The sequence below is a fragment of the Novipirellula rosea genome (assembly GCF_039541335.1).
GTDB lineage: Bacteria > Planctomycetota > Planctomycetia > Pirellulales > Pirellulaceae > Novipirellula > Novipirellula rosea.
In genome coordinates this window covers 20,281-46,471 of the sequence record NZ_BAABGA010000094.1, presented here as the reverse complement: position 1 = coordinate 46,471, position 26,191 = coordinate 20,281, and the positions used below count along the sequence as shown (strand labels likewise).

General features: G+C 56.4%; 19 protein-coding genes. 16 read left to right on the top strand and 3 right to left on the bottom strand.

Going from position 1 to position 26,191, the window contains the following annotated elements:
- Window positions 1–241 precede the first annotated feature (241 nt).
- Window positions 242–457 (bottom strand): hypothetical protein, encoded by a 216-nt coding sequence (locus tag ABD971_RS29435; RefSeq protein WP_339939113.1) that lies wholly within the window; start codon window positions 455–457, stop codon window positions 242–244.
- A 184-nt stretch (window positions 458–641) separates the two neighbouring features.
- On the opposite strand from ABD971_RS29435, the gene ABD971_RS29430 reads away from it, so the two are divergent.
- From ABD971_RS29430 to ccoS, 9 genes are all read left to right on the top strand, one after another.
- Window positions 642–2,351, top strand: a complete 1,710-nt coding sequence (locus ABD971_RS29430; protein ID WP_345327291.1) for an FAD-dependent oxidoreductase — start codon at window positions 642–644, stop codon at window positions 2,349–2,351.
- Window positions 2,352–2,859: 508 nt separating this feature from the next.
- Window positions 2,860–5,202: a cytochrome-c oxidase, cbb3-type subunit I gene (gene ccoN, locus ABD971_RS29425; RefSeq protein ID WP_425571392.1), complete on the top strand. Its 2,343-nt coding sequence runs from the start codon at window positions 2,860–2,862 to the stop codon at window positions 5,200–5,202.
- A gap of 108 nt (window positions 5,203–5,310) precedes the next feature.
- Window positions 5,311–5,493, top strand: coding sequence for a hypothetical protein (locus tag ABD971_RS29420; protein ID WP_339939118.1), 183 nt, complete (start codon window positions 5,311–5,313; stop codon window positions 5,491–5,493).
- Window positions 5,483–6,208, top strand: coding sequence for a cbb3-type cytochrome c oxidase N-terminal domain-containing protein (locus tag ABD971_RS29415; protein WP_345327290.1), 726 nt, complete (start codon window positions 5,483–5,485; stop codon window positions 6,206–6,208). The genes ABD971_RS29420 and ABD971_RS29415 overlap by 11 nt, the downstream gene beginning before the upstream one ends.
- 175 nt (window positions 6,209–6,383) lie before the next feature.
- Complete coding sequence (ccoG, locus tag ABD971_RS29410; RefSeq protein WP_345327289.1) at window positions 6,384–7,817, top strand: cytochrome c oxidase accessory protein CcoG; 1,434 nt, start codon at window positions 6,384–6,386, stop codon at window positions 7,815–7,817.
- The gene (locus ABD971_RS29405) at window positions 7,814–8,371 is read left to right on the top strand and encodes a FixH family protein (RefSeq protein ID WP_345327288.1); all 558 of its coding nucleotides are present in this window, start codon (window positions 7,814–7,816) and stop codon (window positions 8,369–8,371) included. Before ccoG ends, ABD971_RS29405 begins: the two co-directional genes overlap by 4 nt.
- A 2-nt stretch (window positions 8,372–8,373) precedes the next feature.
- Window positions 8,374–9,219 carry a sulfite exporter TauE/SafE family protein gene (locus tag ABD971_RS29400; protein ID WP_345327287.1) on the top strand — a complete coding sequence of 282 codons (846 nt, stop codon included), beginning with the start codon at window positions 8,374–8,376 and terminating at the stop codon, window positions 9,217–9,219.
- Window positions 9,216–11,747: a heavy metal translocating P-type ATPase gene (locus tag ABD971_RS29395; protein WP_345327286.1), complete on the top strand. Its 2,532-nt coding sequence runs from the start codon at window positions 9,216–9,218 to the stop codon at window positions 11,745–11,747. Before ABD971_RS29400 ends, ABD971_RS29395 begins: the two co-directional genes overlap by 4 nt.
- Window positions 11,744–11,935 (top strand): cbb3-type cytochrome oxidase assembly protein CcoS, encoded by a 192-nt coding sequence (gene ccoS / locus ABD971_RS29390; protein ID WP_339939130.1) that lies wholly within the window; start codon window positions 11,744–11,746, stop codon window positions 11,933–11,935. The genes ABD971_RS29395 and ccoS overlap by 4 nt, the downstream gene beginning before the upstream one ends.
- Here ccoS and ABD971_RS29385 read toward each other — a convergent pair.
- A complete protein-coding gene (locus ABD971_RS29385; RefSeq protein WP_345327285.1) occupies window positions 11,855–13,198 on the bottom strand; it encodes a hypothetical protein in 1,344 nt (447 codons plus the stop codon). The genes ccoS and ABD971_RS29385 overlap by 81 nt on opposite strands.
- A gap of 120 nt (window positions 13,199–13,318) precedes the next feature.
- Between ABD971_RS29385 and ABD971_RS29380 the strand changes: the two genes are divergently transcribed.
- Together ABD971_RS29380 and ABD971_RS29375 are read left to right on the top strand one after the other, a co-directional pair.
- Complete coding sequence (locus tag ABD971_RS29380) at window positions 13,319–15,643, top strand: efflux RND transporter permease subunit (protein ID WP_345327284.1); 2,325 nt, start codon at window positions 13,319–13,321, stop codon at window positions 15,641–15,643.
- 236 nt (window positions 15,644–15,879) lie between these two features.
- On the top strand, window positions 15,880–17,967 hold the full coding sequence (locus ABD971_RS29375; RefSeq protein WP_345327283.1) for an RNA polymerase sigma factor: 2,088 nt from the start codon (window positions 15,880–15,882) through the stop codon (window positions 17,965–17,967).
- A gap of 45 nt (window positions 17,968–18,012) precedes the next feature.
- Here the strand turns inward: ABD971_RS29375 and ABD971_RS29370 are convergent, their stop codons facing one another.
- Window positions 18,013–19,227: a GGDEF domain-containing protein gene (locus ABD971_RS29370; protein ID WP_339939138.1), complete on the bottom strand. Its 1,215-nt coding sequence runs from the start codon at window positions 19,225–19,227 to the stop codon at window positions 18,013–18,015.
- A gap of 520 nt (window positions 19,228–19,747) precedes the next feature.
- On the opposite strand from ABD971_RS29370, the gene ABD971_RS29365 reads away from it, so the two are divergent.
- The 5 genes from ABD971_RS29365 to ABD971_RS29345 all read left to right on the top strand — a co-directional run bounded on the left by ABD971_RS29365 (window position 19,748) and on the right by ABD971_RS29345 (window position 26,182).
- Window positions 19,748–20,152 (top strand): response regulator, encoded by a 405-nt coding sequence (locus ABD971_RS29365; protein ID WP_339939140.1) that lies wholly within the window; start codon window positions 19,748–19,750, stop codon window positions 20,150–20,152.
- A 41-nt stretch (window positions 20,153–20,193) separates the two neighbouring features.
- Window positions 20,194–21,945: a GspE/PulE family protein gene (locus ABD971_RS29360; protein ID WP_345327282.1), complete on the top strand. Its 1,752-nt coding sequence runs from the start codon at window positions 20,194–20,196 to the stop codon at window positions 21,943–21,945.
- A gap of 69 nt (window positions 21,946–22,014) precedes the next feature.
- A complete protein-coding gene (locus ABD971_RS29355; RefSeq protein WP_345327281.1) occupies window positions 22,015–23,184 on the top strand; it encodes a type II secretion system F family protein in 1,170 nt (389 codons plus the stop codon).
- Window positions 23,184–23,549: a competence type IV pilus major pilin ComGC gene (locus ABD971_RS29350; protein WP_345327280.1), complete on the top strand. Its 366-nt coding sequence runs from the start codon at window positions 23,184–23,186 to the stop codon at window positions 23,547–23,549. Before ABD971_RS29355 ends, ABD971_RS29350 begins: the two co-directional genes overlap by 1 nt.
- 113 nt (window positions 23,550–23,662) lie before the next feature.
- Complete coding sequence (locus ABD971_RS29345) at window positions 23,663–26,182, top strand: U32 family peptidase (RefSeq protein WP_345327279.1); 2,520 nt, start codon at window positions 23,663–23,665, stop codon at window positions 26,180–26,182.
- Window positions 26,183–26,191: the final 9 nt, after the last annotated feature.

The following is a 26,191-nucleotide window of genomic DNA, read 5'->3' as shown; positions in this document are numbered from 1 at the left end:
TCGCCAAGAGAGCCGCATGAGTGCTAGCTTGAAAGGGCTCGCCTTACGGCCCACGGCTCACAATTGCAATTTGCATCTGGAATAAAACAACAAGCCGTCAAGACTTTCGTTCCACGGCGTATGCCCCCGAAACTCTTGACGAGTTCCGCTACGAAGATGCTTCACCGCGTTGGCGAACACGGCACCGGTGAATGTGTTTTTCGTAAGTGAACGGCCATTGCCCTGGAGGACGGAACCTGGCCTACGGCGTCTTCGATTCCCCCCGCAACGACTCCAATTTCGCAACGATCACGGCAAATCCGCAAAAACCGCTCGATCCCGAGTAGATCAGACTGCAGCCCATCAACACGATGCCCCAGGCGAACGCAGCATCGAAAAGAAAGGTAGCGAGCGAAAAACCGAAAACCAAGCCGCCATTGGCGACCAAAGCGAATCGGTCAGGTGAAATTCGAGGCATTGCTAACATGCATGGGATCCACAAACTGCGACAGCTCGTCGCAGCCCATCCTAAACGGGGGACATCGGGGTGCGATCGATCGACGCGGCCGCCGGAAAACGGGGCTTCCCAAGAGCCCCGTTTGTCGATAGTTCTCTAACTTACGATATTTGCTGCCTCCGCGATACGAAGGAACCTGATCACGATGAATGCCACCAAGCCGCTTACCATTGTCATTGTTGGTGGGGTCGCCGGAGGGGCGTCGGCGGCAACGCGAGCCCGCCGGATGAATGAAAACGCCGAGATCATTCTGTTGGAGAAAGATCCTGACGTGTCGTTCGCGAATTGTGGCTTGCCTTATCACATTGGCGAAGAAATCCCCAATCGTGACTCGCTGCTTGTCGCCACGCCTGAATTTTTACGTCGCCGATTTCGCTTGGACGTCCGGACACGGCATGAGGCTTTGTCGATCGATCGCCAGAACAAACGGGTGGAAGTCCGCCGCGGTGAAACATCCGAAATCATTTGGATCGATTACGACAAACTGATCCTGGCGCCCGGTGCGTCGCCGATTCGCCCCAATCTGGACGGGGCAGATGCCGAAAATGTTCTCAGCCTGCGAAACTTGAATGACACCGATCGCATCAAGGCGATCGTCGACGACAAGCAAACGAAAAACGCGGTCGTCGTCGGCGCGGGCTACATCGGGCTGGAAATGGTTGAACAGCTTGTCCAGCGGGGACTCAACACCACGCTGGTGGAACTGCAGCCGCAGGTGTTACCGCTGCTTGATCCCGAGATGGCTCGGCCGATCGCCGACGAGATCGAAGCCAAAGAAGTTTCGCTCTTGCTGGGCCGCAGCGTCAGCGGTTTGGTTACCAACGGAAACAACCAAGTCACCGAGGTCGCCTTGAGCGACGGCAGCACAATCGCGACCGATTTGGTCGTGATGGGGATCGGCGTGCAACCCAACATCAAACTTGCTGTCGACGCGGGGCTTGAGATTGGAGTCACCGGCGGGATTGCGACCAACGACTTCATGCAAACCAGCGACCCCGATATTTACGCGGTCGGTGATGCGGCGGAATATCGGTTCGGGCCGACCGGAAAACGGATGCGAGTTTCCTTGGCAGGACCAGCCAATCGGGCGGGACGACTAGCGGGCCAGCACGCAGCGACCGGCCAAAGCGACCCAATGCCGACGGTGCAAGGGACGTCGGTGGTCCGGGTGTTTGGCGTCAGTGCGGCGATGACGGGATTGTCGTGTGCAACGGCAAAACGAATGGGGGTCGATGCGGCCAGTGTCACGATCGTGGCTAAAAATCACGCGGGCTACTATCCCGGAGCCCAAGTGATGACACTGAAATTAGTGTACCAAGCGGAAACGGGAAAAATCCTCGGCGCGCAAGCCGTCGGCGGTGCAGGCGTTGACAAACGAATCGACGTGATCGCCACGGCAATGCAATTCGAAGGCTCGGTTCGGCAGCTCGGCGGCGTCGACCTCAGCTACGCTCCGCCGTTTGGATCGGCCAAAGATCCCGTTCATATGGCCGCGTTCGCCGCCTGCAACCAGATCGATGGCATCGAAACATTTTGCGATAGCGATGCCGATTTAGCAGGCAAACAAGTGGTCGATGTCCGCACGGCTGCGGAGATCGAGCGGACACCGTTGTCCGGATCACCGCTGGCTGGCACATCCGAAAAAGGGATTATCGCCATTCCGGTCGATGAACTGCGAGACCGAATCAGCGAACTTGATCCGTCGCTGCCCACGGTCGTATCGTGTGCGGTGGGAATTCGCGGGCATATTGCCGCACGTATTTTGAAACAGCACGGCTTCAAGGTGGTGAATTTGTCGGGCGGAGCGACGGTGCGAAACCGAGTCAATTTCGCTTCATCCAATGAGCATCCTTGAAGAATTGCGAAAACCGAACCGTGATATTTCACGCGTAGGAGGCGGGAGCCTCCGATGCAGTGCGTGCACCTACAGAAACGAAGTTTTTTGCCTTGTTTTGGCCGGTCAAGGAGGCAGCAACAAGGATCCAAAGTGGGTACAATCAGCGTCCAAAAGCGATGTCCGATAGCCCACTGGAGCTAGTGTGGAACCATGTTCGACACGACCAGCGCGCCCATTTGCTCGATTGCCTGGCCGAGCGTGCGAATGGGCTCATCGTTAGAGGCCACACGGTTTGCCATGAACCGATGGGACTTGTATTGACGACGATCAATTTTTAGCGGAGATTCCTGCTTCAAAATTGATTTGAACAACCTTGCGACAGCCTGCCACATTGGCAAATCTGCGTTTGGTGTTCAGGTTGTTAGATACATTTCCAGAGGGTGGCGACGAACCCAATGCAATCAGCGTCACCATTGGCTGATCTCATCAGCTCGCACCACTCGTTTGTGATCAAAGGAAGAGACACTTGTCGATCGAGACTCAATCAGGATTTCCTGAGCAACAATCAGGTCAAGCGAATCTTGACGCGCAAATCGATACCTATTCCTACGATGACGATATCGTTCGGAAGTTTGCGACAGCGACTCTGTTTTGGGGTCTAGTCGCCACACTGATCGGTTTGATCGTCGCGATCATTTTGGTTTTGCCAAAATTGTTTGGTGAACTGGAATGGCTCAGTTTCGGTCGTCTTCGCCCGCTGCACACCAACGCGGCGATATTTGCCTTCGCCGGCAATGCGATTTTCGCAGCCGTCTATTACAGCACTCAGCGATTGTGCAAAGCGAGGATGTGGAGCGACGCGTTGAGCCGGCTGCATTTTTGGGGCTGGCAAGCGATCATCGTCGCGGCGGCTGTGACACTGCCGATGGGGATCACACAAAGCAAAGAGTACGCCGAGCTGGAGTGGCCGATCGACTTGGCGATCGCCGTCGTCTGGGCTGGATTCTTTGGCATCAATTTCTTGATGACGTTGATCCATCGCCGTGAACGGCACATGTACGTGGCGTTGTGGTTTTACATCGCCACGATTGTCACCGTGACGGTACTGCACGTCTTCAACAACCTGGTCGTTCCGATTGGTCTGGGCAAAAGCTATCCGATCTATGCGGGTGTCCAAGACGCGTTCATGCAGTGGTGGTACGGGCACAATGCGGTCGCGTTTTTCTTGACCACTCCGTTTCTTGGGTTGATGTATTACTTCCTGCCCAAGGCGGCGAACCGACCGGTATTTAGTTACAAGCTTTCGATCATCCACTTTTGGTCGCTAGTCTTTATTTACATTTGGGCTGGGCCGCACCATTTGCATTACACCGCACTTCCCGAATGGGCCTCGACACTGGGGATGCTGTTTAGCGTGATGCTGTGGATGCCGTCGTGGGGCGGAATGATCAACGGGCTGCTAACGCTTCGCGGTGCTTGGCAAAAAGTCGCAGTGGATCCGGTTTTGAAATTCTTTGTCGTCGGGGTGACGTTCTACGGCATGGCGACCTTCGAAGGCCCGCTGTTGAGCGTAAAAAGCGTCAACGCACTGAGCCACTACACCGATTGGACGATCGCTCACGTTCACGCCGGAGCACTCGGATGGAACGGCATGATGACGTTCGGGATGCTGTATTGGTTATTGCCTCGGTTGTTCCAAACCAAGTTGTGGAGCACCAAAGCGGCCTCGGCTCACTTTTGGATCGGAACGATTGGCATTTTGCTGTACATCGTGCCGATCTACGCCGCCGGCTTGATGCAAGGTTTGATGTGGCGAGCGATGGATGAGACCGGGAACTTGGTTTATCCCGATTTCATCGAAACCATCCAATCGATCGTGCCGCTGTGGTGGTTGCGTGTGCTGGGCGGACTGCTGTTCGTCTCGGGTATTTTGATCATGGCGGTGAACTGGTTCATGACCTGGACCACTCGTCCTCGCACCTATGAAGTGCCGGTTTACCACACACCACGATTGTCCAAGGAAGCCCCCGAGGAAGTCATCGACACCCGCAGTTCCCTGGACACCGTCCCGGTACTGGAATCGGCCAAGAAGCTTGACGTGTTTGGCAAGATGGATTGGCATCGCCGCTGGGAACGATTGCCGGTGCGGTTTACCGTTTTGACTACATTGGCGGTGGTGATCGCGAGTCTGTTTGAGATCATTCCGACGTTCTTGATTCGCAGCAATGTGCCCACGATCGCGACGGTGAAACCGTACACGCCGCTGGAATTGGCTGGTCGTGACATTTTTGTTGCCGAAGGCTGTTACAACTGTCATTCACAGATGGTGCGTCCGTTTGTTGCTGAAACAAAACGCTACGGCGAATACAGCAAGGCGGGCGAATTCATTTACGACCGTCCGTTCCAATGGGGCAGTCGCCGCATCGGTCCCGACTTGGCTCGCGAAGGGGGCAAACAGAGCAGTCTTTGGCACTGGTTGCATCTCGAAAATCCGGAACAGGTTTCGCCTGGCAGTGTGATGCCCAGCTACCTGCATTTGCTTGATACAAAGATCAACTTTGAAATGATCCCCGATCGTGTTTGGGCCGCCCAAGCGTTGGGGGCACCTTACGACTTTGACATCGCCGATTCCGCCGACATCGCTCGCAAGCAAGCCGAGGTGATCGCGGCCGACGTGGTCTCGCAAGGCGGCCCGGTACAGCGTGGCGAGTTGATGACGTTTGACACCAAAGCGATCGCATTGATTGCGTTTCTGCAGCGAGTGGGCACGGACATCTTCGCGACGCCTGAACCCGAAAATAAAGAAGAAACGCCGGCAGATCCGGCCACGGCCGAAGAACCCGCCGCCGAAGAGGTCGCGGCACGGTAACGAGATTATCCGGTGGATCCTTTGGGAAAACCGACGAAAGTCTTGACGACTTCCGCTACGGGACCGCGAGACAAAAACGAACTTCTCACGCCTAGTGAAATTTAAATCATGCTTACTGATGTGATACGAGCAATCGACTACAGCGACTGTGCCGAAATTGCACTGGCGTTGTTCTGTTTTGCCTTCGCTTTAATGTTCTTCGCCACGATGCGATTGTCACGCAACGCGACCGACCGATTTGCAGCTATCCCGCTATCCGACAATGTGGAGACTCCTCGCGATGGGCAATAATCCGAAAAACCAAGATGGTATCGAGCAAGAGCCGATCGTGGGCGAGATCCCCGATGATCCGTTGACAGGCCATGCCTATGACGGCATCCAAGAGTTTGACAATCCGTTGCCGGGTTGGTGGAAATGGATGTTCATCGGATCGATCTTGTTCGCGTTTCCGTACGCCGCGTTCTACCATGGCGGCGCCGAAGGACGAACGGCCACCGAACGTTATGACAAAGCACTGGCGGAAAACATCCGATTGCAATTCGCAGAGATCGGCGAATTGAAAATGGATCGCGCCACCGTGGTGAAATTTTTATACGAGCCCAATTGGCTGCGGGTGGGTAAATCGGTTTTCAAAACCAATTGTGTTTCCTGTCACGGCGCGGACGGCGGCGGTTTGGTCGGTCCAAACCTGACCGACGATGCATACAAAAACGTGAAAGACATCGGCGATATTTTGAACGTGCTAGAGAACGGGGCAGCGGGCGGAGCGATGCCAGCTTGGAAGACTCGCTTGTCACCTAACGAATTGGTGTTAGCGGCAAGCTATGTCGCCAGCCTGCGTGGCACCGAAGCGGCCGACGGCAAACCTGCCGAAGGACGTGTGATCGCGCCATGGCCTGAAGCACCACCCGAGGAAGCCCCCGCGGCTGATGAAGCAGCCGACGAAACCAAAGAAGATGCAAGCGAAGACGCCTCGGAGCCGACGGCCGAGAAGGCAGCGACCTAAAAGAACCCAATTGCCCGCATTGCCGGGCAATCCCTGCGGCGAGGCTCCCCAACCCTGGGAAGAATCGCCGCCACCGCGGATCAATCCGCAACCGCAGCGCGTTCGAGAAACATTCCCACCGGAATTCACACGAACCGATGTAGTGATTCCCGCTTCTATTTAAGGAGGCGTAACGATGAATGATGCAAAACAGTTGCCGGTGATCTCCGACGGCGCACCCCATGACAGCAGCATGCTCGAATCACCCGATCATGTGCTTAGTACGCTTGAAAAAGATGGTTCGCGGCGCTGGCTACGGCCTACATTGTCGACCGGTTTTTGGTGGAAATGGCGACGCTGGATCGCCTACGCTCTGGTCGCCTTCTTTGTCGCGTTGCCTCACGTTCGCATCGGAGGGCTGCCGCCGATTTTGTTGGACGTGCCGGCCCGACGATTCGTTTTCTTGGGACATGTCTTCTTGCCAACTGACACGTTGTTGTTGGCATTGGTGATGCTGGGCGTGTTTTTAACCATCGTCTTAGCCACCGCGTTGACCGGACGGATTTGGTGCGGATGGGCCTGTCCGCAAACGGTCTACATGGAATACCTGTTCCGGCCCATCGACCGCTGGTTCGAAGGCACCGTGGGCAAAGGCGGCCAAGCGAAACGGCCGATTGAAGGTTGGCGCCGGATCGCCCGCTGGGCCGTCTACGTGGTGCTGTGCATGTTTCTCGCCCACACGTTTTTAGCCTACTTTGTCGGCACCGATCGGCTTGCCGAGTGGATCCGCAGCTCACCGATCGAACACCCGGCGGCCTTTATGGTGATGGGTGTGACGACCGGCTTGATGCTGTTTGATTTTTTGTTCTTCCGTGAACAACTCTGCTTGATCGCATGTCCCTACGGACGTTTTCAATCGGTGATGCTCGATCGGCAAAGCATGATCGTCGCTTATGACACGAAACGTGGCGAACCTCGCAAGCGAGGCAAACATGTGGCCGGTGACGGCGCAGGTGATTGTGTCGATTGTCATCAATGCGTTCGCGTCTGCCCGACCGGGATCGACATTCGCGATGGATTGCAATTGGAATGCATCAACTGTACTCAGTGTATCGATGCATGCGACGATGTGATGACCAAGGTGGGTAAACCCAAGGGACTGATTCGCTACAGTTCCCAAGATGCACTCGATGGAAAGAAGCTAAAATTCTTTCGCTTTCGCACGGTCGCTTACCCTGCGTTGTTGGTCGCCGTAGGGATCGGATTCCTTGCGGTGTTGTCGACCAAATACGCTTTTGATGCACGTTTGATTCGCGGCAAAGGCAACCCCTTTCACCGCCATGTGACCGGCAACGTCAGCAATCAATTCCGCCTGCGGCTAGTCAACCGCACCAACGAACCACGCGAATACACGGTCGAAGTGGTGAAGCCGGAAACGGCGATCATTCGCGAGATCGGCGACGCGAGTCCCAAGCTGCAAAGCAACGCTACGGAGCTGGTCCCGTTGGTGGTCGAAGTTCCCGGGAAAGTGTTCGGCCCGGGGGGGAACGTCGAAGGAGAACTGCGAGTTCGCGATGACGCGGGCAACGAGCGCACGCTTAAAATGCAATTACTAGGTCCACGACGATGACAAAAAATTCAACCACAACGAATCCGACGCCGGAATTCAACCGCATTGCTAATCGCAACGCCGCCATTCGCTGGGGCGGATTGGTGGTCGGACTGCTGACGCTGCAAGTCGCCGTGGGTGTGATCGCGATCATGCTGGCGACCGGCGATCCGTCGGCCGCGGTGCTTCCCGATTACTACCAAAAATCACTCGACTGGGACAATCAAAGAAGTTCCGAAACCGCCTCGCATGAACTCGGTTGGAAAATTGCGTTAGTGCCAATTCCCGGTCAACACAATGCGACGCTGCAAGGCGTTTTGACCGATGCCGATGGCGAACCGGTCCGAATCGCATCGGGCACCGTTCACATGTATCACTACGCTCGCGCCGCGGATGTGAAAACGTTTTCGATTCAGGCAAACTCAAACGGTGTTGTTGTTGCCGAAGACTGCTTTCCCGTAGATGGATTGTGGCAAATCGACATTGACGTCACCAATGACCAAGACCAACGCTTTGTTCATTCGCAAGACATCCTGGTTACTCAAACGCAGCGTCGGCTGACGAAAGGAAGCTAACCGTGTTGACGCTGGCGATGGCAGTGATGGTGGCGAGTTTGCTTGGCAGTTTGCATTGCGTTGGCATGTGCGGACCGCTGGCGCTGTGGGTGACCGGCGGCGGATCAAGCCGGACGACGATTCTTGCCTACCATATTGGCCGGCTGAGCACGTATTTGATCGCCGGCACGGCGGCTGGGGTTTTGGGAGCAGCGGTTTCGATCGGTGGCGATATGGTTGGTTTCCAATCGGCGGCGGCCAAGGTCGCCGGCGGCTTGCTGATTGCCGTCGGGCTGTTTCGCTTGGCAAAATTGCACCCGCGTTTTAACCGCCCGCTGTTGAGTTCGGCATCGAGCTCGGGTCCTTCGACGGTCGCGGCGGTTTTGAAGCGTTTCAAACCGCTGCTGGATCGGCAAACGGCGGTGTCACGCGCCTACCTTGGCGGCTTGATCACGACGTGGTTACCGTGCGGTTGGCTGTACTTGTTTGTGCTGGTCGCCGCGGGAACCGGCGGTGTTTTGCCCGCGGTGGTCGTGATGTTCGCCTTTTGGATCGGGACGCTTCCAGCGCTGACGACGATGTTGGTCGGTATCCACTCGTTAACCCCAAAGCTGCGAGGCATGCTGCCGATCGCCGCCAGCGTGTTTCTAATTGTGACCGGACTATATACCGTCACTGGGCGAGCGGCGGTGGACGTTTCCAGTTTAGTGGCGCCCGAGCTCGGCGATCAAATCACCGCCACCTCGCTGATCGACTTGAAAGAGGAACCCTTGCCGTGCTGTGCCGACACCGTTTCTGACGGCGAGCCGAGCGAGTGCCCCTGTTGTGCCAGCACCGATGCCATCTCACCCCAAACTGCCGCCCCATGAGCTCGGCAACGGATCAACCGCAAACGCAACAAAGCGTCGAGTGTGTCCATTGCGGCTTGCCCGCCCCTAGACCGACGGATGCGTCAGAGCCCGCGTTTTGCTGCAATGGCTGTAAAGGGGCCTGGGAATTGATTCATGGCTGGGGGCTCGAGGACTATTACGCGCTGCGTGATTGCGGCCCCTCCGAAACGCTTGGCGATCGCGGTCGCGATTCGTTTGACGATCTGGACGATCCTAAATTGTTGCTTCCTTCGGTGGTTAAACAGGGGACCGGTCCCAATGGCATCGAATGGGCTCGCGTCCGATTATCGATTCGCGGGCTGCACTGTGCCGCATGTGCATGGTTAATCGAACAAGCCCCGAATCATGTCGCTGGATGGCATTCCGCATCGGTGCAAATGCATTCGCGCTCGGTCGAATTGGTTTACGATCCGACCGTCGTCCGGCTAAGCCAACTGGGGCGACTGCTAAAAACGATCGGTTATCACGTGGTGCCGCTTGATACGGCGGGCGAGCGAGACGCCAGCAGCGAAGAGAGCCGTCGACTGCTTGTCGACGTTGCGATTGCCGGCTTTTGTGCGATGAATGCCATGTGGATTGCAGTTGCACTGTATGCTGGCGCATTTTCGGGAATCGAGGAATCTCAACGCAATTTGTTGCGGTTCACCGGCGTGGGGCTGGGCGTTGCCGCAGTGATCTTTCCAGGCCGCGTATTCTTGCGAGGCGCGGTTGCGTCGATTCGCTTGCGAGTACCGCATATGGATTTGCCAGTCGCGTTGGGGTTATCCGCTGGCGTGATCGCCAGCATTTACGGATTATTCGAGACCTCGTCGGAAGTTTACTTTGATTCGATCGCGACGCTGGTTTTCTTTCTGCTGGTCGGCCGCTGGGTGCAACTTCGTCAACAGCATTCCGCCGGACGCGCGATCTCGGCGCTGTTAAGTTTGACGCCTAATGCGGCCACGCGAGTGGACAAGGATGAAGTGTTGACGCGTGTGCCGGCATCCGAAATCAGGCCGGGAGACATCGTCAAAGTCGATCCAGGTGAAAGCGTTCCCGTGGACGGACGCGTGGTGCGGGGACAATCGCAACTCGATCGCTCGTTATTGACCGGGGAAAGTCGCCCCGTCGCGATTGGCATTGGATCGGATGTCGAAGCGGGCACAGAAAACATCGCATCGGTGATTCACGTCGAAACGACTGCAATTGGCGACGCCACCCGGCTCGGCGCGCTTTCGCAATCGGTTGCCGAGGCGGCGGCGAGCAAGACACCGATTGTCCAATTGGCCAATCGCGTGGGCGGATGGTTTGTCAGCGTGGTGATGGTGCTTGCAGTTGTTACCGTCGTCGCATGGTGGCATGTCGATCCGGCGATTGCGATCAACCATAGCGTTGCTTTGTTGATTGTCGCTTGCCCTTGTGCACTGGCGCTTGCCACTCCGCTGGCGATTGCCGTGGCGGTCGGCCGACTCGCCGAACGACGAATCCTGGTTCGCTCGGGTGAATCGCTGGAACAGTTCTCCAAACCGGGAACGATCTTCTTTGACAAAACGGGAACGCTCACCCAAGGTCGAATGCAAGTCACCCATTGGTTCGGCGAAGCGGAGATCTTGCAACGCGTGCAAGCGATCGAGTCAACTATCGGGCATCCAATCGCCCGTGCCATCACCGAGTACCAACGAAAACACGACGTCGACTCAATCACGGCGACCGACGTTCAAAACCGTGTCGGCGTCGGCATCGAAGGGACCGTGCAAGGACGTCGCTTCGCAATCGGCAGCCTGAAGCTAGTCGATCAGATGAAGCTCGCCGTTTGCCCGCTCGAGCAAGAACAAATCGAAACGATCTTGGCATCCGGGTCCACTCCGATCTTGGTCGTTGTCGAGGAACGGATCGAGGCCGTCTTTGGTGTTAGCGATCCGCTTCGCAATGAGGCCAAACAAGTCATCCGTCAATTGCGTGATAGCGGATGGAAGGTCGCGATATTGTCGGGCGATCATGCTTCGATTGTCCGCGAGGTAGCCAGTCGGCTGGGAATCGATGCCGAGTTCGCCCTAGGCGACCAATCCCCCGAACAAAAGCTAGCAGCGATCCAGCAAGCGAAACGCGACGGCCACGTGGTCGCGATGGTCGGTGATGGAGTCAACGACGCCGCGGCGCTGGCGGCAGCCGATGTCGGGGTGGCACTTCGAGGCGGAGCGAACGCGAGTCTTGCGGCGGCACCGATTTTAATTGGCAATAGCCGGCTCGAAGGCATCGTCACGCTGACGAGGACCGCCAAACGGACCGCTCGTTCCATCCGTCAAAATTTTGCGGTTTCGATTGGCTACAATGGGATTGCCGCGGTGTTGGCGATGACTGGCATCATCAGCCCGTTGATCGCGGCGATCTTGATGCCGATCAGTTCGTTGACGGTATTGACGATGACGCTTGCCACGCCGGTCGTCGATGCATCTGCAGGCGATGCCAAGCCATCGAATCCATCGCCTCGCAACCGCCGATCTCTCGTTAAGGAACCCGTCGCATGAGTGTTTTGACGATCGCGCTGCCGATCGCATTGCTGTTGGGTGGCTCGGCGCTAGTGGCCTGCATTTGGTCGATCCGCCACGGCCAATTTGATGACCTCGATTCTGCCTCAGTCCGCATCTTGGTCGACGAGAAGCGGCTTGATGAACCGGGGCCGAACCAGACCGGCAGCGGCGAAGACGGCAAGTGACGGGATCATCGGCGACCGCATTCGCAGATTGCTCCAGTAAATGGTGTGCACCGCCGACAACGTGATGGCTAGCGTGATCATCGCCCACCACGCGGGGGTCAAGATGCCGCGGCCGATGCGATAGAGTCCGACGAGGGCGGCGATCCAGAAAGCTAAATAATAAAGCGTCACGATCACAATCGGAGGCCAGGATCGACCGGCGACATGATGCGGCATCGGACTCCACAATCGCCCCAACCGGACGACGCAGGACCAAACGAACATGGACGGCTCGCGAGCAATCGTTGCCTTAGCGGCCTGGTACGACCACTGGTCGTCTTCGTGTTCATTGAGCGGTCGAGGTGCCGCCGTCGCTTCGTCAGGATTGGACCAATCGGTTTGCCAAAACGTCTCGCTCGTTGGATCGCTCTGAAAACGATGTGCATAGGCTTCAAGAAACGGTTCGGCATCCCAAGCTTCGGCAAACTTGCCGTCGCGAAGGTAGTCGTAGAACGAGGGGTTGTTGGCCAGCAGCAGCGTGTAGCCTCCGTGACTGGTCGCCCACACTGGATGCCCCACCGCGTTCCAATTTCGAACCGTCCATAACCCGACCGCCAACACCACGATCATTGCAGCGGAAAACGTGCACGCGACTCGGCGAGTCCAGCAGGATTGGGTGCTGAAAAAAATGGCGGGCAACATCAGCACCGCCCAAACCAAAAAGGTGGGCCGACAAAGATAAGCCAACGCAAGCAAAACCGCGAACATCAACGCATTTGCCAGCGTCGGCGACGGCATCCAGCGGCTCACCCAAAACCAAACGACTAGCGTCGCTAGGGCCGCCGCGATGGTTTCGGTCATCACCAACGTTGATTGCTGGACCAAAATCGGATCGATAATCACCAGCACCGCAGCCAAAATACTTGCGATCCCGACGCGTCCCCCGTCGATCAATCGCGACGCGATCGATAAAGTGCACGCTGCGGTTAGCACCCCTAACCCCAGATGCAGCAAGCCTACAAGCAAATCGCTGACGTGATGATCGACCGTCAACCACGACAGCAGATAGGGATACAGCGGCGGACGAAAGGCGGTTGGTTTGGCGGATGGTTCCGTGCCCGCCGCGGTGTCACTGCCGGCGGGTAGCCCGAACACCCCGGTTTCGGAAAGCGTTTCGGCGATCACCCGGTAAGCGTCGGGATCTTGATCAAATTGGTCAAGGTTGCTCAGCACCACTCCGCCTCGGACGACCAACGCCAACACGATGATGCCAACAAACTTCATTCGATTCGACGAGGCAGATAGAGTCCAATGGGGCATGGGCAATGCAGAAATCGATAACGAGAGAGCCAGTTTGATACGAGCAATATTAGCGAAGCCTAGCATGGACTGCGAGCGAGCACGATGAACAAACCGACCCGCACGAACCGAAAATCAGCGAGCATGGCTTCGCGTTTGATTCAATTCCGCGTGGTTTTATCGCTGCTCGGCTTGATCGTCTTCGCTGCGGCGTGGCCATTTTCGCAGCAGCTAAAGCTTGACCGCAGCATCACGGCGATGTTCTCGCCCACCGATTCCACGCTGGTCGATTATCAAACGCTGCAGAATTCGTTCGGCGGCAATGCGGTCGCGATCATGGTCTATCCCGACGCCGATTTGATGTCCAACGAGGGCTTGCGACGAAGTGACGCGATCGCTTCGGAAGTCCGTCAAATCGCAGGGGTCGATGGCATCTTATCGCCATCGACGCTGAACGCAGCGGTCGAAAAGATTCGTCCCGGCAGCTTCTTTCGCAGCGAAACGGACGTTCCTGGGTTGGCTCGCCGCGACGACATCGTCGCTCGCGGGATCGAGCATTTGTTCGCGGGTTATACGCATTCCGACGACCACCGCCTCGCTGCCGTCGTGGTGATGTTGTCACCGCAACATCCTCCGGAGGCGATTGAATCGCTGCAAACGATTGCCAGCAAGCTACATGATCAATACGAAGCAATTACCGAACCCGGCGTCGTCGTGGGCGAACCGGTGCTGATCCATGATGGTTTTAATTTGATTGAGCGTGATGGACGAAAACTGACCACCGTGACGTTGATCCTATTGAGCATCGTCGTGCTGGTGACATTGATGGACCTGCGTTTTGTTGCTCTGACGGGATTGGTTGTGGTGTGGTCGATCGTCGTGACTGAAGCGTCGCTCGTGCTGCTGGGGCTAAATCAATCGCTGGTTTCGACGATCATGCCCGCGATTATTACGGTGATTGCGGTCGCAGCGGTATTGCATTTGGGAACCAAATTCCAAGACGCCAGAGCCAAGGGACTCAGTCGATATGACGCCACGTGGCGATCGTTTTCGCTGTTGATCGTTCCGATCCTGTGGACTTGTTTGACAGATGCCGCGGGGTTCGCGGCGCTGGGATCATCACGAATTTTGCCAGTGCGTCAATTTGGTGCGATGATCGCCATCGCCTCGATCGCAGTGTTTGTTGCGATCATTTTGTTCGCGGGGGTGACGATGATGTTGCCGGAATTGAGTTTCGGCAAATCACTACACCGCATGCAGCGTAGGACGACACGGGCAATTAGCCGACGCTGCACCTTGGTTGCGGCCGCGTTTGTGTCACGGCGAAAATCGGCAATCGCGGCGGCGATTGTTTTATTGGGCGTTTCGGTGATTGGGACATGGCAAGCCGAACCCGAAACCAGCTTCCTGAACAATTTCCGCAGCGACAGCGAGATCGTGCTGGCGTATGATCAAGTCGAGCAGCAGTTTGGGGGTGCGGGAGTGTGGGACATCCTGTTGCCCGCGCCGCAATCATTGACTCGTGACTACCTGAGACAAGTCCTGATGATCGAGCGAGACCTGCGTGGCATCGATCTCGATGGCACCAAATTGACGAAGGTCTTGAGCATGGCCGACGCAGAATATGTTGTCGGCAAGACCCCGATTTTAAAGTACGCTCCTCCGTCGCTGCGGATGACGGGAATGCGAGCCACGATGCCTGAGTTTGTCGATGCATTACTGAATTCCGCCGACACTCGACCGCGTCGCTTGCGAATCATGCTCCGCAGCGAAGAACAGTTGCCTGCGGAAGCAAAAACGCGACTGATTGCCGAGGTCCAGCGAATCGTCGATGAACATACGCAAGCCGACGCCTGGACCAGTGCGTTTGAGACGGCTCCCGATTCGGGCCCAATCGTCACGGGTTATTACGTGATGATGTCGCGATTGGTGTCGCAGTTAGTCGGAGACCAATGGCGATGTCTAGGATTTGCCGGGGTGTTGGTGTGGTTGTTGTTGTGGATGGCGACGCGATCGATTCGTTTGGCGACCGCTGCGCTGTTGCCGAACCTGCTGCCTGCGTTTGTGGTGTTGGCGACGGTGGGATGGATCGGCGGCAAAATCAACATGGGCGCGGCGATGATTGCCGCCGTCTCGATCGGATTGACGATTGATGGATCGGTCCACTTGTTGGCCATTTATCGGCGTTATCGCAAACATGGACATCCGATCACCGTGGCAGTCACTCACGCAGCCGGAAGCGTCGGAGTGCCGATTTTATTAGCGACATGTGCACTGGTATTCGGGTTCAGCATCTTGTCGACCAGCGAATTCATTCCAACCGCCACCTTTGGCACGCTGGTCGCCGCCACGCTATTACTCGGAACGCTAGTCAACTTGACGCTATTGCCTGCCTGTATCGCCGTGGTCGACCGCGAAAAATCACGGTAACACACGAGCTTCATTTCCTGTGTTAGCGGCCGCGGCGCGGGGCAGTCCGTTTGCCGCGAGAAAAACATGCGATTTTAGATCGGGCGGCTCGCGCCGCACCGCTATAAACGCCAACCGTCTGCCGCCAAAAAGATCGCAATGGGCTGGCAGAAGAGACGTTTTCGTGACCACGAGAAGAATTTTTTGATTTTCCGCGCGCACCTCGTCTGGCTGGTCGCACTACAGTAATAGATGCCATGAATATTACTGAAGAAACGACCGAATTGGGCTCTGACGCACCCCTTGCCGCACACGACCTGAGCGGTGTTTCCAACGCCGATCTACTTGATGCGTGGCAGCAAGACCACGAGCCTGCAGCGATGGCGGCGCTGGTGGACCGCTTTAGCGTGATGGTGCTGAGCGTTTGTCGGCGACGCTGCCGATCCCACGCCGATGCGGAGGACGCCTATCAAACGACGTTTCTGTATTTGGCACGTAACAGCAACAAAATCCGCCACCCCGAACGGCTTGCGGGATGGCTGCACCGTGTCGCCCAACGCGCCGCGGTGGCGGTCACTCAATCGTGCAAACGTGAAACCGAAACCATGGCTGAACCGATTGCCAACACCGACGATCCGCTGGACCGTTTAACCCAACGACACGAAGCGATCGTGCTGGACGAAGAATTGTCCGAACTGCCCGAACATTATCGCGCCGCGATCGTGATGCACTTGTACGAGGGCAGCACGCTTGAATCGCTCGCCGCATCGCTGGGGACCACCGTCGGCTCGGTGCGAGGCCGATTGCAACGCGGAAAAAAACTGCTTGCTGATCGGCTGCGTCGTCGCGGCGTGGTTCCCGTATTGGCCTTTGCCTCAGCCAGTGCGTTGACCGTTTCCACCGCGACGGCGGCCCAGGCAAGTGAACCGCTGATCGATTCGCTGCAGCGCGGCGATCTTCCCGATTCCCCCGTCGATCCTCATCTTCTCGACTCCCTACTCTCGCAAGGAACCCGACTGATGCCATCTCTGTTTACTACGCTCGTAGGCTTGATCGCCGGCTCTGCCATCCTCGGTTTGATGATGGTCTCGGGCTTGGCGGGCCAACCCAGCGACCAACCCGAAACGATCACCATCCCCGGCCATGTGGCTCAGTTTGGCGGTGGAGGTGGAGGTGGAGGTGGAGGGGGAATGGGTGGCATGGGCGGCGGCATGGGCTTCGGAGCGGCGGTCACTACCGAACCCCAAGACCAACCCAAACGAAAACCGCTAAGCAAAAAAGCGGCGGACGAGAAAGAGGACAGCAAGGGGTTCTCGGCAGGAACACGCACGATGTGGGCCGAACAAACAGTGGTTCCCGATCCGGTCGGTGAGATCGCCGAAGATGCGATTGGGGCCATGGACCAATCCTTTGATTTTGATCTTACGACCACGCTTGATGAGCTTCCTTCACAACTCGAATCAATCACGGGGGTCCCGGTCATCCTCGATGATCGCGGCGTCGCGTTTGCAGAACTCAAAGAAAGCGAAACTCAAATCAAGCTAAACGCGAGCGAACTTCCGCTCAGGACCGCGCTGCGAAAGATGTTGCGGCCGCATGGACTGCGAGCGACTGTGGAAAACGATGGCGTGGTCATCACCGCCGACACCGCGTCACTGGTTCACAAAGGCATCGGGGTCTCACGCTGGATCAATGTCGACGAAGCCGCGGAAAAAAGAGTCGCCGAAGCGCTGACGCGTTCGCAACAGGTCGAGTTTACTGACACTCCACTCAATGAAGTCCTCGATTCACTCTCGACAGAATCCGATCTATCCATGCGAATCGACCGCCGGGCATTGGAAGAAATCGGGCTGACGGAGGATGTCCCGGTCACAGTGAAAACCGCTGCTGTTCAACTGCAGAGCCTCCTCGACATCATCCTTCGTGATCTCGACCTGATCTACACAATCCAAGGCGAAACGTTGACCATCACGACCGCCGAAGCTGCGGAGGGACGACTTCTCACTCGCATCTACTGGCTTGAAGGGACCGGCGTGGTCCCAGGCAATTTCAGCGCCATCACCACTCTGATCCAAACTACGATCAATCCCGATACGTGGGAGGCGTTGGGGGGGCCATCAACGATGGCACCGTTTCAATCGACTCGTCCGGCGCTGCTGATTTCAACCACTTATGACGTGCATCAGCAAATCGAAACGCTGCTGCAAACACTGCGTGAATCGCACTTTGGTCCCGATCCGGTTTTGGAATCGGTCGAAGTCCCGATGCCGATGTCGATGCAGGGAATGGGCGGCATGGGCGGCGGCATGGGCGGCGGTGGGATGGGAGGCGGTGGGATGTTTTAATCGGCAAAAACGCGAGCGGCCGATTTCACCAAAAATCCGCACCGATCAGATGCAAACACAATTCTCATCGGCACGCGCTGCCGATTTAGCTTCAGGTTCGCCATACACCACCACGCGATTACGTCCTTGGTGTTTGGCAACATACAGCGCACAATCGGCCTGATTGATCAGCGATTGCGGGTCATCAGCGTCAAACTGCAGATGAGACACTCCGATGCTAGCGCTGATTTTCAGATCGGGTTGGTCGTCAAATGATTGTTCAGCAACCGCTCGGCGAGCCACCTCGGCTGCCTCAATCGCCTCTTGAACGCTGGCCCCCGGCATCAGAATGCAAAACTCTTCGCCGCCATAGCGACAGACCACGGCAGGACGCTGAAACGATTCACGCAGAATCTTGGCGACCGCTTTTAACACTTCGTCGCCGACGTGATGTCCATACGTATCATTGACCTGTTTGAAATGATCATTGTCGACCATTAAACAGGCCAGCATCGGCTGGGCTCGGTTCAGTGTTTTCCAAATCGAATCAAACTGTTCAAACAGGGCACGGCGATTCAAACACCCAGTCAACGCATCTTGAGTCGCGAGGACTTGCAACTCGCGATTTTTGTTTGAGATTTCCTCGCGACTATTTCTTAACATCTGCAGCAACCGCTCAACTTCAGCACGATGCTCTTCGACGGCGGTCACGTCACGAAACGTCGCCAAGACACCTCCGGTATCGGACGTACTATTGTCCACGGGCGAAGCGTTTATCGCCAAAAAACGATAAGAGCCGTCGGGATGTTGATACCGCATCAATTGGTCGATATAGCGTTTGTTCTCGCTCATCGCTCGCGCCCACGGAAAATCCTCGGACGTGGCTGAACGACTGCACACCCATCCAAGTGAATCGAGTCGCCGGCCCACCAACTCTTCGCTGCTCAAGCCGATGGTGTCACAGAACGAGCGATTGGCCAGCACAATTCGGCTGGCGTCATCCATGATCACCAAACCTTCGGCCAACGCATCCAACGATTTGCGAACCCGGTCTGTCACCACTTGAGTGACCTCGAAGGATCCAAACAAACGGACCACCAGCAGCGTGTAGGCGGCAATGCCTCCGACGATAAAAAAGGCGATCAAACGCATGATCGCGCGACCGTTGTCATGCAGCGATTCGGGAATCAAACCGAGAAACTTGCTGCCAAGTATCAGGCTGATTCCGACGCAAACAATCGCAATCGCGACTTTTAGCGAAGCAAAATAGATCCTCAACACGCTCTTGTTCCCAAGTTGTAGGCCCCCCTAGTTTCCATTCGTCTACGCATCGACCGTGCGTCCACGAATTTCCTCGAAGTGAATTTCGAAGTGAATCTCGTCAACGAAAGTGCCAGCGCCATGCCCCGCGCGTTCAAGGTCTTCCGTGTGCGTTGGATACGCTGCTCTGTTTCAAAACATGACAGCCCCAACACCACGCCGACTGACCTCACTTAAATCTGGGATACGCTACAGAGGGGGTGGGCATGTAAACGCATAAATGAACGTAAGCAATCATCGCGATGGTCAAAGGATTCGGATTGTAGCGATGGCGCCGATTACAAGGATGCAAGGGCGGACTGAACGGCCCCCAGAAGCAGCGGTGCAGATAAATCGTCCGCTTCCCCACAAATGAGAGAGTGAATACCCCCATATTCTTTCACCTGTTGCAGTTTGCAACCTACATTTCAACGCGAGTTCTTACTTGAATCGCGCCGTTATTGCTGAGCTTTCCTCCCTTTGATCCCGACAAGGCATCACGATGTTTGATTCATCCGGTGTACGAATTTTGCTGGTTCAATCTGAACCGGTGCTTTCGGAATTGATGTCGTTTCGGCTGCAGTTGCTTGGATATCAAATCGAAGCGGTAGGCACCGGGGGTGAGGCGATTGATCGGATTCGAATCGAACCGCCTCATTTGGTGATCGTCGATACGGCACTGCGTGACAGCGATGGGCTGGAGTGGCTGTCACGTCTGCGAGGCGAGTTCAAAACGGATCAGTTTTCGGTTTTGGTGGTCTCGTTGGACCCCAGTCTGGAAACCGTCGAACGAGCGTTTTATGCGGGAGCTCAAGATTACTTGATCACGCCGTTTGATCCCGTTGTGCTCGAACAAAAAATCGTTGCCCTCGTCTCTCATGCTGCCAATGGCGTCGGTAGCCGGTAAAGCATCAAACGCAAACGACAAACACAGGCCGAGAAAATATAATGCGACGACTAGGCGATGTCTTAATCGAACAACACGTGATGAGCGCCGAGTCGCTTGACGCGGCGTTTGCATCAAAACCCCGTGGTGTGTTGTTGGGCGATTGGCTGGTCAGCCAAAAGTTGCTGTCGACCCTCCAGCTCGGCCGTGCGCTGGCGGAACAGTTCGCGGTTCCCTATATCGACATTGACGCCACGGCGATCGATGCGCAAATCGCTCGTCTGTTACCCGAGGATTTTGCCCGCACTCGTCAATCGGGCGCGATCAAGGTCGAGGACCGGCAATTGATCTTGGCCATGGTCGCACCGGACGATATCGAAACGATCGCCGAAGCCGAACTGATGACCGGCTACCAGATCAAACCGGCGGTGGCGTTAGCCGAAGACATCGAAGCGTTGAACAGTCGCGTTTACGATGACCGCAGCGTCGCTCGTCAAACGATCGTCGACATGAAATTTGCCGAGCTTCGTGAATTGCAGGACTCCGGTGACGACGTCAACCCATCGGTGGTCTCAGTCGATCAAGAGGATGCCCCGGTCGTCCGCTTGGTACAAGCCATTTTGTCGGGTGCAGCCACCGCCGGGGCCAGCGATGTTCACTTGGAACCGTTCAAACCCGAGATGCGGGTTCGCTATCGTGTCGATGGCGAACTGCAACAAGTCATGACGATCCCCAATCACATCGAAGAATCGGTGATCAGCCGGATCAAAGTCATGGCCGACATGGACACGACGGAGAATCGTCGTCCTCAAGACGGCCATTTAAATGTTTACGAAAATGGCAAACGCGTTGGATTTCGCGTGAGCGGAATTCCCACGGTCGATGGACAAAAATTGGTCCTGCGGCTGCTCGATGAAGGAGGCAAAACCTTCTCGCTTGATGGATTGGGGATGATGCCCCGCAACCTCGAATCGCTTCGCGAAATGATCGACAAACCGCACGGCATGTTTGTGGTCACGGGACCCACCGGAAGCGGAAAAAGTACGACGCTGTACGCGGTGCTGCAACATTTAAACGGCGATGATCGCAACATTGTCACGGTCGAAGATCCGGTCGAATATCGATTGCCGGGGATCAATCAAGTGCAAAGCGATAGCGAGTTCGGAATGGGATTCGCCAACGCTTTGAAATACATCATGCGTCAGGACCCCGACGTCATCATGGTCGGTGAAATTCGTGACAGTGAAACCGCGACCACGGCGGTTCAAGCCGCTCTGACCGGCCACTTGATGATCAGCACCCTGCATACCAACGATGCTGTCGGCGCGGTTCAGCGATTGAGCGATCTGGGGGTCGACAACTTCAAAATCGCTGGCTCGTTACTTGGCAGTGTGGCCCAGCGACTGCTGCGCCGCGTCTGTGAAAACTGCAAAATGCCGGTCACTCCGAATCGTAATCTGCTGGACGCGTTGGATCCCGATGAAACGATCTCGCGGTCAGCCGATTTCTTCCGCGGCGAAGGTTGTAAGAAGTGTTTAGGAACCGGATTTTCGGGCCGCTTGCCAATTTTCGAAATCATGCCGATCACCCCCGAGATCACGATGGCGATCGAAGCCGGCGTGCCTCATTCAAAGCTGTACGAGATGTCGATCGCAGCCGGAATGGTGGGACTTGCCAACGCAGGACTTGAACAAGCCGTCGCCGGACGCACGTCGCTCGAAGAGGTCTACTTCAAAACCAGTGGTGATCGCCGCAGAACGGAATCCAAACCGGTCGTTGGCGGATCACGAGAAGTCGACGTCATTGTCGTTTGAACCTAACACACCCGAGTGGGCCCTGACGCCCAACCGCGATTAAAAACAATTCCCTGAGATCACTGAATCATGGCAACCTCTTATGCCCAGCAGAACCCTCGATCCCATTCCGCCGCCTCTGCGGGCGGTGGTGTGATGGGCTTCTTGCGCAAGCTGCACTCGATCGAGGTTGGTGGAAAAAAGAGGGGAGGGGATTCAACTCGAATTCCTCCGGTTCCACTTGCCGATCTGTTGCGTTTGCTTCTGATGCTGCTTGAAAACGGATTATCGCTCCCCAAAGCCCTTGCCTCGCTGGCTGCGGACCGATCGTCGGCTCGATACCGTAGCGTGCTGGTCCGGCTTCGCATGACAATCGAAGCGGGCGGACTTCTCAGTGATGCGATGCAGCGTTACCCACGCACCTTTACTCCGATGCAAGTCCAGCAAATTCGCATCGGCGAAAAAAGTGGTTCGCTCGAAAAAGCGATGCGTCGTGTCTGCGAACAACTCGAGCGAAGCGTGGCTCTGAAGAAACGGATTATCAAGAAAGTCAGCTATCCGGTGCTGATCACCGTGGCGGGTGCCGGTTTGATGATCTTCATGTGCGTCGTCGTGGTGCCCGAATTTGAAACGGTTTATTCGAGTAGCGGTGTCGATTTGCCCGTGGTCACGCAAGTGGTCACGGGAATGAGCCGGCAAGTGATCCACAACGGATGGCTTGTCGTTCCGTTTTGCATCACGCTGGTCGCCATGATTTCGATCATTCGTTCGCGTCCCAAACTATCACGGATGGCCGACGCGTTTTTACTAAAATTACCGCTGGTCGGTCCTTGGCTTCGCGATGTTGCGGTGCTGCAGTTTGTCGAAGGCATGTCGTCAATGGTCGAATGTGGCTACACGCCTGCCGATGCGGTCGGAGTGGCCGTGGAGTGTGTTCGCAATCGCGAGGTGCGAGCCTCGGTCGACCAGGTCCGGCGCAGCGTGCTGCGAGGCGAACGACTCAGTAAACAACTCGGTAACCATGACCATTTCTTCTCGGCCACACTTTGTCAGTTAGTCGCGGTGGGCGAACAGTCGGGCGATTTCCCCAAAGCACTGCGTGGGGCTTGCGAGCATCTACGTGAACGACTCGAGACACGGATCGATGCTTCGGTCGGACTACTTGAACCGACTCTCACCATCCTGTTGGCGGTCGCGATTGGCGGCATTGTGCTTTCGATCTATACCCCGATGTTCCACATGTTTGAGGTACTCGAGTGATGGCGTCCCCCCAAAAAGGCTCCGCGTTGGCTGGCAACGGTTTCCGCTCGACTGCCAAAGGCTTCACCTTGATCGAGGTGATGGCGGTTTTGATTATCTCGGCGACAGTGGCCATCATCGGGATCCGGCATCTGCAACAGCCTGGCGATTTGGTACACGATCGCAGCTGCCAACTTTCGCGGGAATTGCTGCAACATCATGTCGAAACCTATATCGATGACACGGGCAGCGCCCCCTCGTCAAATATGCGAGAAATTGCGACGGATGTTTACGCGGGCCGAACGCTGCCAACATGTCCGGTGACCGACCGAGCGTTTCAGCTAGGCCGAAATGGCCAGGTTCGCTGCTCGGATCATCCCCAGTAGGGTCCGCGGATCGCTCCCGGCGGCGTTGGCTTCCAAGGCAGCGCCGGGATCCAAAATCGATTTCCCGATCGATCCATTTCCCAAAATCGCGATTGGTGGTCATACTTGGCTGCATGAACACAAAGTCAAGTAAAGTCAGCTCGGAAATCGAACTTCTCTCGCCCGCCGGCGATTGGGAATGCGCTCGCGCGGCGGTCGAAAATGGGGCCAATGCGATCTATTTTGGGTTGGACTGTGGTTTCAACGCCCGCTTTCGTGCCCACAACTTTGGGCTGGACGATCTGCCGGGATTGATGAGCTGGCTGCGAACCCGCGGCGTCCGTGGCTATGTGACGATGAACACGCTGGCGTTCCCATCGGAATTGCCCGATCTGATCAAGGTCATCGAGCGTGTTGCCGAAGCGGGGGTGGACGCCGTTTTGGTCCAAGATTTCGGCGTCGCCCGAATGGTGCGGTCCATCTGCCAGCAGTTGGAAATCCACGCGTCGACGCAGATGAGTTTGACCAGCGCTGAAACGATCGCGGTCGCTGCCGACTTGGGGCTGTCTCGCGTCGTGTTGGCGCGGGAGTTGTCGGTTGCCGAAATTCGCAAAATCACCTCGGCCACCGACATGCCGATCGAAGTCTTTATCCATGGCGCGTTGTGCGTCGCCTATTCCGGCCAATGTTTGACCAGCGAATCATTGGGCGGACGAAGTGCGAATCGAGGCCAATGTGCGCAAGCATGTCGGTTGCCGTACGAGCTGATTTGCGACGGCGAAGACCGCGATCTTGGCGAAGTCCGCTATTTGCTGAGCCCGCAAGACTTAGCCGGCTACGCCGCCATCCCGGATATGATCGACGCCGGCGTGGCGTCGCTAAAGATCGAAGGCCGACTAAAAACGCCGGAATATGTCGCCAACATCACGGGGCATTATCGACGCGCGATTGATGATGCAATCCGCACCGGCAAAGTGCACGTCAACGACACCGATCGTCAAGAAATGGAGCTGTCGTTTTCACGTGGTTTCTCGCCGGGATGGCTCGAAGGCAACGACCACAAACGACTGGTCCCGGGTAAACAGTCATCCAAACGCGGCATCGAGATCGGTAAGGTCTTGGATTTTGACCAGAACCGCATCCGTGTCCGGTTAGCGTCGCCGGTCGCACTCGGTGACGGTTTGGCGATCGCCGTTGCCGGAGAAACGATGCAGGGCGGCCGCATCTATTCGATCGAAAGCTTGCAGTACGATCGCATGGAATCGGCCAAAGCGGGCAGCGAAGTGTGGATCGGATTTGGTCGTGGCGAGATCGATTGGCGTGATGTCGATATCGACGACATCGTGTTCAAAAACGACGACCCTAAATTGAACCGTCGATTGCGACAGAGTTTCGCTCGCGCCGATGCCGCTGTTCGCCAAGAGATTGACATCGAGGTGCACGCAGCGGTGGGCGCGGTATTAAAGATGTCAGCAAAGACCGCCGGTGGTTTGACCGTCGATGTGGTGGGGCAGCAAGTGCTTGAAAAAGCCAACAAGCATCCCGCCGACCAGAGCATGCTGCAAGAAAAAATCGCCCGACTCGGCGGCACTCCGTTTCACCTGAGAAACTTTACAGCACACATCAGTGACGGACCGATGGTCCCCGTTGGGCTGATCAATCAGCTTCGCCGCGAATTAGTCGACGCGTTGATCGAGCGGCTTGAATCGCGTCCTGAGCGAACCGTCAACGTCGCCGCGGGACGCAGCATGCTGGCGCCGCTGAATCGTGACGCAACCCCGCAAACCAACGATTCGCCTCGACTCGCCGTGCTGTGCCGCAACTTGAAACAGGTTGCCGTCGCCAGCCATTTCGCCGACTGTACGATCTACGCTGATTTTCATGACGTCCGCGAGTACAAGGACGCGATTGCGACAGCACATCAAAACAACGCGACGATCGGATTGGCGTGCGTACGCATGCAAAAACCGGGCGAAATGAGCCTTTTGCGTGTATTGGGACGCCATGAACCCGATTTTTACTTGGCTCGAAATCTTGCTGCGGTTCGCTTTTTGACAGACACCGGCAAACCCGTCGTTGCCGATTTCTCGCTGAATGTTGCCAACCATCGTTCGGCCGAATGGTTGCTCGGACTGGGCGTCAAACGAGTGACCAGTTCCTATGATTTGAATCGTGATCAGTTGATGGACTTGGTCCAATCAGTGGTCCCCAATCAGCTCGAGATCGTCGTGCATCAGCACATGCCGATGTTCCACATGGAGCATTGTGTGTTCTGCAGCGTGATGTCCCCGGGAACCAACAAGACAAATTGTGGCCGCCCCTGTGACCGCCACGTTGTTAAATTGCGAGACCGTGTCGGAGCCGAGCATCCGCTGCAAGCCGACGTCGCATGTCGCAATACGCTTTACAATGCCACGGCCCAAAGCGGATCCGAGATTGTGGCCGATTTGATCGGTCGCGGCGTTCAGTGGTTCCGGATCGAATTGTTGGACGAAAACGAAAAAGAGACGCGAGAAACAATCCAGACCTATCAAGCGTTACTGCGCGGCGAGATCTCGGGCAGCGAGGTTTGGAAGCGACTGCAAGCAACCAATCGGCTAGGCGTGACGCGAGGCACTCTCGAGTCGAAACGCAATCCGCTGGCGATTCTGTAGACGAGACGA